Genomic DNA, 1,170 nt, shown 5'->3' on the forward strand with positions numbered 1-1,170 from the left:
CCAGCAGGCGCGCGGTGAGATCGGCAGGCAGCGTGAAGGCGAGGACTTCGGTGTCGCGCAGGCGGGCGGGCGCCTCGGGTGCTACGTGTGCTTCGGCGGCTGCGACAAGACGTGCGGCGGCGGTTTGCGCGCGTGCGGCGGCGGCGTCCGCGCGCGCGTGCATTGCGGTCCATGCGTCGGGCGCCGCAGCGTCGGGCGTGCCGGATGCGGCCTGTTGCTGCTCGACCCATGCGCTCCACGGCAAGGCGTCGGCTTTTGCGTCGCTCGCGTTGCCCGCGTAGGCGCGCTCGAAGGTCTCGAACAGCAGGCGCCACGACATGCCATCCACCGCGAGGTGGTGCGCCGTGAGCACAAGGCGGCCTTCGCCGCGCAAACGCACGTAGGCGGCGCGCAGCAAACGGCCCGCGCCGATGTCCAGACTCGCCTGCAGCCGCGTGCCGATCTCGCGCAGCGCGGCGGGCCAGTGAGGCGCGCTGGCGTCACCGTCGAAATCGGCGAGATCGAGCAGCGTATGCGGGGTGTCGAGCGCTTCGACCGTGTCGATCGCCTGAACCTGCTGACGCCAGCCGGGCGATGCTTGCCCGGCGTCGTGGAAAAAGCGCAGGCGCAGCGCGTCGTGCGTCGCGATCATCGCGCGCAACGCGGCGATGACGCGCGCCACGTCGAGTTCGCCATCGACGCGCAGCGTGACTGTCTGGTTCCAGTGCGATTCGCCTGCCGGGAAGCGCTCGAAGAACGCGCGCTGGATCGGCGTGAGCGGCAGCGGCGCGTGCGATTCGGCGGGCAGCGGCGCGGCGTCGTGCGGCGCCTCGCTGGCGACGCGCGCGAGGCTGGCGATCACCGGTTGCGCGTAGAACGTCTGCAGCGAGAAGTGCAGCCCGGCCTGCGCGGCGCGCGCGACCACCTGCAGGCTCAGGATCGAGTCGCCGCCGGCTTCGAAGAAGTTGTCGTGCACGCCCACGCGATCCGAACCCAGCACCGTGCGCCAGATGTCGAGCAGACGGGCTTCGCGTGCGTCGCGCGGGGCGCTGGGCAGGGCGTCGTCGGCGTTCGGGGTATCGACGGGATCGGGCAGCGCGCGGCGGTCGAGCTTGCCGTTGGCCATCACCGGCAGCGCGTCGAGGCGCTGCAGCACCGCGGGCACCATATGCGCGGGCAGGCGCGCGCGCA

Annotated in this window: 1 protein-coding gene; it reads right to left on the reverse strand. The window is 72.4% G+C overall.

Going from position 1 to position 1,170, the window contains the following annotated elements; genetic code table 11:
• A partial coding sequence (locus G3N59_RS36765) for a condensation domain-containing protein (RefSeq protein WP_241024850.1) occupies nucleotides 1-1,170 on the reverse strand: 1,170 nt, incomplete at both ends.

The organism is Paraburkholderia sp. Ac-20340, from assembly GCF_017104965.1.
In the GTDB taxonomy this organism is placed as follows: Bacteria; Pseudomonadota; Gammaproteobacteria; order Burkholderiales; family Burkholderiaceae; genus Paraburkholderia.